Source organism: Bacillus sp. AP50 (genome assembly GCF_040492675.1).
GTDB classification, from domain to species: Bacteria; Bacillota; Bacilli; order Bacillales; family Bacillaceae_G; genus Bacillus_A; species Bacillus_A cereus.
Genome location: NZ_JBEUTW010000433.1, coordinates 1 through 8,596, shown reverse-complemented (window position 1 = coordinate 8,596; position 8,596 = coordinate 1). Strand labels below are relative to the sequence as shown.

Here is an 8,596-nt window from a genome sequence, read left to right as displayed (position 1 = left end):
ATATAATAACAGTCGACTTTAAAAATGTAAGTTGTATCTATAGTGATAGTTACTATTATATTAGAAGTTTAGGGATGGAAGAGAAATAAGAGTTATACTTTATAGAAGTTTATATTTAATCAGGTTAATATTTCGCCCGAGAATCAAACTTCGGAAGTTAAAGTAATGAAAATAGAGCAATGAGGAAGAAAGAAGTGAAATGAGTGTGAAAGTAATGAGAAGATTAGGGACATGGCTATTACTTGTGTGTGTGCTTATCATATTGATACCGCAAAGTGCATCTGCTCATGCGTACGTTGTGAAATCAAACCCTACTGAAAATGAAACATTGAAGAAAGCACCATCTGTTGTAAAAATCGAATTCGATGAGGACATACAAGTTTCAAGTTTTAATACATTGTACGTGAGAGATACATCAGGTAAAAGGGTCGATTTAAAAGATGCTCATATTGATAAAAAAAATAAAAAGCTATTAGAAGCTGGATTAAAAGACAATCTCAAAAATGGTCTTTACTCTATTCAGTGGAAAGTGATTTCAGCTGATGGACATCCAATTCAAGGAGTTATCCCGTTCCGGGTTGGATTAGCGGAAGCGGAAACAGACGATATACAAGTGGAAGAGATGGGCTACGTCCCGCAAATCGATATGATTATGGAACGTGGAATTTTATATGCGAGTTTCTCGCTATTTTTAGGAGTTCTCTTCTTTAATCTTATTATGTATAAAGGGAATGCAACCTCGGTTCGATCAAGGAGTAAGAACATAATATGGATCTCCTTATTTGGGATATTTATTAGCTTGTTATTCAACCTACCATTGCAAGCGAAAATAAATGCTGATGTTTCATGGCTAGAAGCATTCAATCCTTTACTATTAAAAGAAACATTACAGCTTTCTGTTTTTGGTTATGTATGGATTACTCAAATGGTTCTCATTAGTACGCTTATAATTGTTACGTATTTTGCGGTGAAGCATGAGAAGTTTTCGTCGTTTAAAGTATGGAGTATTCCAATACTATTGTTTATAGGGCTACTTGTTATGAAGGCTTTTAATAGTCACGCATACGGTTTAAAGTTTAAAAACATTGCTGTCGTTATGGATTTTCTACATTTATTAGCAGCTTCATTATGGGTTGGTGGTTTATCATCTATTATTCTTCTTTTATGTAAAGAGGATAATAAGTGGCATATGTATTGGGATATGATTAAGCGTTTTTCACCGTGGGCAACAGGTGCTGTCATTGTGATTTTAATAACAGGCCTTTTTAATAGTACATTTTTTATTCCAACAATCCACTCGTTATTTGATACGAAGTATGGATTGGCTTTATTAGCAAAGATACTATTATTTATTTTCATGGGGATATTGGGAATTATTCATTATGTGAAAGGGAGAATAAGAGCGCAGCAAGGATTAGGAGCTACGGTGAAAGTAGAGTTTGTCATTGGAATTATCATTTTCGTAATCGTAGCTTTTATGACAAACGTACAAACACCACCGATGCCTCCTACTGGACCATTTACAGAGAGTAAGCAATTAGATAATGGATATGAACTTACGCTAAATGTAAGTCCGAATAAGGTAGGACAAAATAAATTCCATATTACACTAAAGGACGAAAAGGGACAGCCTGTTACTGATATGGAACAAATGATATTGACGACTCAATCATTAGATATGAACATGGGAAAAGGTTCATTTAAAGTTTCAGTAGTTTCACCAGGAGAATATGAAACAGAAGGTATGTATATTAATATGACAGGAAACTGGAATATACATGTTCATGGATTAACAAAATCTCTTGATAGTCTCGATACAGATTTTAAATTTATTGTCGGTGGCAGATAAAAAGAAGCTATGTATGAAAAGGAGCTAATAGAAAATGAAACGTATAAAAAAATTAGGAACAACAATGATCGCAACAATTATTGCAATGGGAATGTTTTCGTTACCTGTTAGTGCGCACGTCACTGTAAAACCAGCAACTTCTGACGTTGGTTCTTGGGAGACATATACGATAAAAGTACCAGTTGAAAAAAATGTAGCAACAACAAAAGTTACACTGAAAATACCGTCTGGAGTAGAGTTCCAGCAGTATGAACCAGTGCCAGGATGGAAAGTTGAGGAGCAAAAAGATACAGCTGGAAAAGTTAAAACTGTAGTATGGGAAGCAACAGGAGAAGGGATTTTACCCGGTCAGTTCCAGCGATTTACTTTCGTCGCTAAAAATCCGGATAAAGAGCAAAAAATAGCTTGGGACGCATATCAACAATATAAAGATGAAGAAATTGTTGAATGGACAGGCGATGAAAAAGCTGAAAAACCGCATTCACTTACTACAATTGCAAAAGGTACGTCATTAACAGGAGAACATGGTGAAGTGTCTAGTGTAGAAAAAAATGAAGGTACTAGTAATATGCAATTGATAGCAATTGTCTTATCTATTTTTGCCATAGTATCGTCGGTAAGTGCGTGTGTTTTTGTAGTACGTCGTAAAAAGTAAGACGTAAGAAAGAGCCTACAACAGTAGGCTCTTTCTTACGTTTATTTCAATTCAACTTGCTGCCTTACAGCAAGTGTTTTCGGTTTTATATTTACAAAACAAATACTCACAACAATAAATAATAGTCCGATGAATAAGCTAATGGTAATAGCCTCATGTAAGAAAATTGAACTTACAATAATAGCTATTAGTGGAATGAGGAATGTATAAGCCCCAACTTTACTTGCTTCACCAGCTCCAACAAGTGTGAAGTATGCAAGCCACCCCATTGCAATAACAAAGAATGAAATAAAGAGAAGTACGCTAACAAATGGCATACTCCAAGCGATACTAGACCAGCTTTCAAACTCTGAACCAAATCCAATTAAGCAAAGACCACCAATAATAAGCTGAAGTGTTACCATCCAAATGGCATTAACACGGTGACCAGTCTTCTTAATGAATACTGTGCCAAGTGCCCAGCCAATAGCGCATCCTAACGCGAGAAGGATTCCAATAACAGAAATATGTCCTGTTAAACTGCTTGAGCTAATAACGCCTACACCAATAAATCCGAGAACAAGCCCGAAAATTTTCAAGCCGTACATTGATTCTTCAAGCCATATCCACGAGAAAATACCGAGTAAAACTGGTTGTAGAAATACAATGGCGGAAAATAACCCAGCAGGCATATATTGAAGGCCGACAGTTTGTAATCCGTAAAATATAATGATGTTAAGTAAGGAAGAAATAACGTATAAATGCCACGTTTCTTTTAAATGTAACTCTTTGTATTTCGGTAATGCGAACAGAAGTAAAATGAATCCTCCAATTAAAGTTCGAACGCCTGCAAATAAAACAGGTGGTGTATAATGCAGGGCAAACTTTGATAAAGGCCAATTGATTCCCCACATGAAAACGAGAAAGGTAAGGATGATGGCCGTCTTAGTTCGAGAAAGCTGTGTCACTGAAAGACCTCCTTGTTGTTATTCATTTCACTATGATATGATATCGACTGTAATAAATAAAATGAATCTTTTTTATGAGGAGTATAAGTGATTAGTTATGACCATTACACAACTGCAAGTATTAATAAAAACTGTTGATTTAGGTAGTTTTACGAAGGCTGCCAGGGTGTTAAATATGACGCAGCCAGCTGTTAGTCATGCGATTTCAAGTATTGAGTCAGAGTTAGGAGTTACGATTCTTATACGTGATAAACGAAAAGGGCTACTCGTTACGGATGTAGGAAATAGGATTCTTGTACATATTAGAGAGATTTTGAACGGTGTAGCGAAGATTGAACAAGAAGTTGCGATGGAGAAAGGACACGAAGTTGGGACGATTCGAATTGGGAGTTTTCCGAGCGCTTCTGCACATTTCTTACCCAAAATGATAAACCTTTTTAAGGAAAAGTATCCGAACTTAGAAGTAGTTCTTTGTGAAGGGACGATTAAAGAAGTTGAAGATTGGTTAGTATCGAGGGTTATTGATATAGGGATTGTTATTTTGCCTAATAAAGATATGGAGATTGTTCCATTAACGAAGGGGAAAATGGTTGCTATCTTAAGAGAGGATCATCCTCTCTGTAAGAAGGACGCTCTTACAATTTGTGATTTAGAGAATGAACCGATCATATTATGTAAGGGTGGATACGAACCACCCATTATTGATATGTTTAAACAAGCAAACGTACCACTTCGGGCTGAATATGTAATTTCGACAGTTACTACAGCTTTAAATATGATTCAAGAAGGATTGGGCATTGCAATATTAGCTGAATTATCTTTAACGAATTTACCAAAAAATGTGCAAACGAGAGAATTGGAACCACAAGTATGGAGAGAAATTGCTTTAGCTGTTCCTTCATTAAAGGATTCTTCAATCGCTGTGCAGCTATTTATTGAAGAATTTCAATCGCTATTTGCAGAATAAAAAGAGGTGTCTCATATATCATAATGGGACACTTTTTAATTTACTTATAAAAAATCTATGAAAAGGATTGACTTATTTTTTAGTTGTAACTATAATGATTACATCGAGGTGGTGATTACGATGAAAATTAGTAGCCGCTTTTCCATAGCTGTTCATATTTTATCTATTTTGAAAAACAATCCATCTTCACTTTGTACTTCAGACTATATGGCTGAGAGTGTTAATACAAATCCAGTAGTCATTCGTAAAATCATGTCGTACTTGAAACAAGCTGGCTTTGTTTACGTAAATCGTGGACCGGGTGGCGCGGGATTACTAAAGGATTTATATGAAATCACATTGTTAGATGTGTATCATGCAGTGAACGTAGTCGAAGAAGACAAGCTATTTCATATTCACGAGAAACCGAATCCAGATTGTCCAATTGGTGCGAATATTCAAGCGGTGTTAGAAATTATTTTAATTCAAGCACAATCCGCGATGGAAGAAGTTTTGAGAAATATTACAATGGGGCAGTTGTTTGAAACTTTGCAAGAAAAAATGAATGCTTAAATCATATTTATATTTTTTTGTCATTAATGTAACCGATTTGATTACAACAATAAAGGTAAGGTGTAAAAGTTATGACTGTAAAAATGAAAGTATACTCAGATTTTATATGTCCGTTTTGTTTTTTAGCAAAAGGTCCATTAGATGAGGTAGCGAAAGAGAAAGATGTAGAGATTGAATGGATGCCATTTGAATTACGTCCAAGTCCATATTCAAAAATAGATCCATGGAATGAACCAGAAAAATTAGGTTCATGGGATGCTTTCATTCTTCCGACAGCGAAGAAGTTAGGAATTGATATGCGCTTGCCACGTGTTTCACCGCATCCATATACACATTTAGCTTTCGAAGGATGTCAATTTGCGAAAGAACGTGGACTAGGTAATGAGTATCATCACCGCGTATTCACAGCATTTTTCCAAGAAGAGCAAAACATTGAAGATATTGATGTGTTAACAAAATTAGCGGTAGAAGTAGGACTTCCTGAGGCGGAATTTAAAGATGCTTTAGTAACTCGTAAATATAAAGAAAAGCATCAAGAAGCAATTCAACACGCATATGATGAAGCGAATATTATGGCTGTTCCAACTGTCATGATTGGAGATGAAGTCATTCAAGGGCTTGCTAGTAAAGAAACACTAGAAAGGGTCATTGATAAAGAAATTGAAAAGGATAAAACAAATTCATTTGAAGGTATGCAATGTAATACCGATGGATATTGCTAATTCGCTTGTTATGAAATAACAAAATAAATTATAAAACAAACATTTGGAGGAATTAAAATGTCAGCAACTACAACAAACTTAAAAGAAGCAATCGTGAACCGCCGTTCAATTCGTAAAGTAGCAAAAAACGATGCAATTACGAAAGAAAGAATTGAAGAAGTGTTAAAAACAGCTTTACACGCACCAACATCTTTCAATATGCAAAGTGGTCGTATGGTTGTATTAATGGATGGAGAGCATGAAAAGTTTTGGGATATCGTTAAAGAAACACTAAGAGCCCGCGTACCAGCAGAAAACTTTGAAGCGACTGTAGAAAGACTAAAAGGCTTCCATGCAGGTGTAGGAACAGTTCTATTCTTTGAAGATCAAGCAACTGTAGAAAAAATGCAAGAAAATGCCCCATTATATAAAGATCAGTTCCCATTCTGGTCTCATCAAGGAAATGCGATGTTACAACATACTGTGTGGATGCTATTATCTTCTGAAGGAATTGGAGCGTCATTACAACATTACAACCCAATCGTAGATGCTGAAGTGAAAGAAACTTGGAACATTCCGGCAGAGTGGAGCTTAGTAGGTCAAATGCCATTTGGTGAACCAAACGAACAACCAGCAGAAAGAACGTTCTTACCTACTGAAGATGTAGTGAAATTTTATTAAGAAATACAATATGTAACGAGAAGGAAGCTGTGCTTAAAAACAGCTTCCTTTTTTGTAGTGGTGTTAATTTATGCGTATTTAGGGAAGAAATATAAGAAATAATACGGTGAGAAGGGAATTAGAAAAATGAATGATGAGAAAAAATATACAGTGGTAGGTACTGATGTTGAGGAAGTAAAGCGTTTAAATAAAAATTCAGGGTTAACGTATAATCAAGCGAAAGAAATGTTAGCAAAGCAAATGCAAAAAAAGAAGTAATTAGATTGAAATCTTTCATTTTTTCATTTAGCATTTTGATTGGAGAGAGTTAAGTAAAAGGTAACTCTCTTTTTTGTATAGCTAAGCATCTTATAGAGTGGAGGAAGCAACATGAAGAAATGGGTAAAGGTAACGCTGTCTATCACTGGAGGCATTGTCTTATTAGCGTGTGCCGGTGGATATTACGTGTATAAAAATTATTTTCCAAAGGAATCTGAGCGTATTGTATATGATAAAGAAAGAGTGCTACAACCGATACATAATCAGCTTAAAGGAATCAATATAGAAAATGTAAAGATAAAAGAAAAAGAAGTCGTAAATGCGACTGTAGATGAGCTTCAAAAAATGATTGATGATGGAAAGTTGTCATATGAAGAATTAACGAGTATTTATCTCTTTAGAATACAAGAACATGATCAAAATGGAATAACATTAAATTCTGTTACAGAGATAAATCCTAATGCGATGGAAGAAGCAAGAAAGTTAGATCAAGAGCGGGGTAGAAACAAAAATTCGAATTTATATGGTATTCCTGTCGTTGTAAAAGATAATGTACAGACGGAAAAAGTGATGCCGACTAGTGCAGGAACTTATGTATTAAAAGATTGGATTGCAGATCAAGACGCAACAATTGTGAAGCAGTTGAAAGAAGAAGGAGCATTTGTTTTAGGAAAAGCGAATATGTCTGAGTGGGCGAACTATTTATCTTTTACAATGCCAAGCGGGTATAGCGGGAAGAAAGGACAAAATTTAAACCCGTACGGTCCGATTACATTCGATACTTCAGGATCAAGTTCAGGATCTGCTACAGTAGTTGCAGCAGATTTTGCACCGCTTGCAATTGGAACAGAAACGACGGGATCGATTGTTGCACCCGCGGCGCAGCAATCAGTAGTTGGGTTACGTCCATCTTTAGGTATGGTAAGTAGAACAGGAATTATTCCGTTAGCTGAAACTCTTGATACAGCAGGACCTATGGCAAGAACGGTAAAAGATGCAGCAACATTATTTAATGCAATGATAGGTTATGACGAAAAAGATGTTATGACAGAAAAAATGAAAGATAAAGAAAGAATTGATTATACAAAGGATTTATCGATAGATGGATTAAAAGGGAAAAAGATAGGGCTTCTTTTTTCTGTAGACCAACAAGATGAAAATAGAAAAGCAGTAGCAGAAAAAATTAGAAAAGACCTTCAAGATGCAGGTGCGATATTAACTGATAATATCCAGTTAAGTGCTGAGGGTGTAGATAATTTGCAAACATTAGAATATGAGTTCAAGCATAATGTAAACGACTATCTTTCACAGCAAAAGAATGTACCGGTAAAATCGTTAGATGAGATTATAGCGTTTAATAAAAAGGATAGTAAAAGACGAATAAAATACGGACAAACATTAATTGAAGGGTCTGAAAAATCTGTTATAACGAAAGAAGAGTTTGAAAACGTAGTGCAAACGAGTCAAGAAAATGCAAGAAAAGAGCTAGATAGGTATTTAGTAGAAAAAGGTTTGGATGCTCTAGTTATGATTAATAACGATGAAGTTCTTCTATCAGCTGTAGCTGGTTATCCGGAATTAGCGGTTCCTGCTGGATATGATAAAAATGGAGAACCAATCGGTGTAGTGTTTGTAGGGAAACAGTTTGGTGAAAAAGAGCTTTTCAATATTGGATATGCGTATGAACAGCAGTCTAAAAATAGAAAATTACCTAGTTTATAAAAGATTATATGAAAAATAACTGGAATCCACCGAAATATGTTGGTGGATTCCAGTTAAACGAATCTAACAATATGAAAAGAAAAAAAGGATTCTTCTCAATTAGTAAGAAAGATTGTCTATAGGAGTTCATAAAATGTAATATATTCAATTTCCATCCATTGAAGGGGGAGGTTAATTCTTAATGAATGAAGTAAAGAGTTTTTTTCGAAGTAGAGGGTTTCAACGGTTTCTCGTTTTAATAATAGTAGCGCTTGTATTATACGC

At 35.2% G+C, this 8,596-nt stretch carries 9 protein-coding genes and 1 pseudogene; 9 read left to right on the top strand and 1 reads right to left on the bottom strand.

Annotated features, from left to right (window positions below; translation table 11 throughout):
- The first annotated feature begins 199 nt into the window (after positions 1 to 199).
- Complete coding sequence (locus tag ABWK52_RS24055; RefSeq protein WP_000114335.1) at positions 200 to 1,849, top strand: copper resistance CopC/CopD family protein; 1,650 nt, start codon at positions 200 to 202, stop codon at positions 1,847 to 1,849.
- 34 nt (positions 1,850 to 1,883) lie between these two features.
- The gene (locus tag ABWK52_RS24050; RefSeq protein WP_000821400.1) at positions 1,884 to 2,504 is read left to right on the top strand and encodes a YcnI family copper-binding membrane protein; all 621 of its coding nucleotides are present in this window, start codon (positions 1,884 to 1,886) and stop codon (positions 2,502 to 2,504) included.
- A gap of 41 nt (positions 2,505 to 2,545) precedes the next feature.
- Here ABWK52_RS24050 and ABWK52_RS24045 read toward each other — a convergent pair whose 3' ends face one another.
- A complete protein-coding gene (locus tag ABWK52_RS24045) occupies positions 2,546 to 3,451 on the bottom strand; it encodes a DMT family transporter (RefSeq protein ID WP_000192814.1) in 906 nt (301 codons plus the stop codon).
- A 97-nt stretch (positions 3,452 to 3,548) separates the two neighbouring features.
- On the opposite strand from ABWK52_RS24045, the gene ABWK52_RS24040 reads away from it, so the two are divergent.
- The 7 genes and pseudogenes from ABWK52_RS24040 to ABWK52_RS29860 form a co-directional block, all read left to right on the top strand.
- Entirely contained in the window at positions 3,549 to 4,418 is an 870-nt protein-coding gene (locus ABWK52_RS24040; RefSeq protein ID WP_000156749.1) for a LysR family transcriptional regulator, read from the top strand.
- Between the two features lie 120 nt (positions 4,419 to 4,538).
- A complete protein-coding gene (locus ABWK52_RS24035; RefSeq protein ID WP_000704082.1) occupies positions 4,539 to 4,970 on the top strand; it encodes an Rrf2 family transcriptional regulator in 432 nt (143 codons plus the stop codon).
- A gap of 71 nt (positions 4,971 to 5,041) precedes the next feature.
- A complete protein-coding gene (locus ABWK52_RS24030) occupies positions 5,042 to 5,692 on the top strand; it encodes a DsbA family oxidoreductase (RefSeq protein WP_000216673.1) in 651 nt (216 codons plus the stop codon).
- 57 nt (positions 5,693 to 5,749) lie between these two features.
- Positions 5,750 to 6,352, top strand: coding sequence for a nitroreductase family protein (locus ABWK52_RS24025; protein WP_001277012.1), 603 nt, complete (start codon positions 5,750 to 5,752; stop codon positions 6,350 to 6,352).
- A 126-nt stretch (positions 6,353 to 6,478) separates the two neighbouring features.
- Entirely contained in the window at positions 6,479 to 6,610 is a 132-nt protein-coding gene (locus tag ABWK52_RS24020) for a hypothetical protein (RefSeq protein ID WP_053514117.1), read from the top strand.
- 111 nt (positions 6,611 to 6,721) lie between these two features.
- Complete coding sequence (locus ABWK52_RS24015; protein WP_098295651.1) at positions 6,722 to 8,332, top strand: amidase family protein; 1,611 nt, start codon at positions 6,722 to 6,724, stop codon at positions 8,330 to 8,332.
- A 181-nt stretch (positions 8,333 to 8,513) separates the two neighbouring features.
- A pseudogene (locus ABWK52_RS29860) lies at positions 8,514 to 8,596 on the top strand (AI-2E family transporter); the annotation flags it as partial.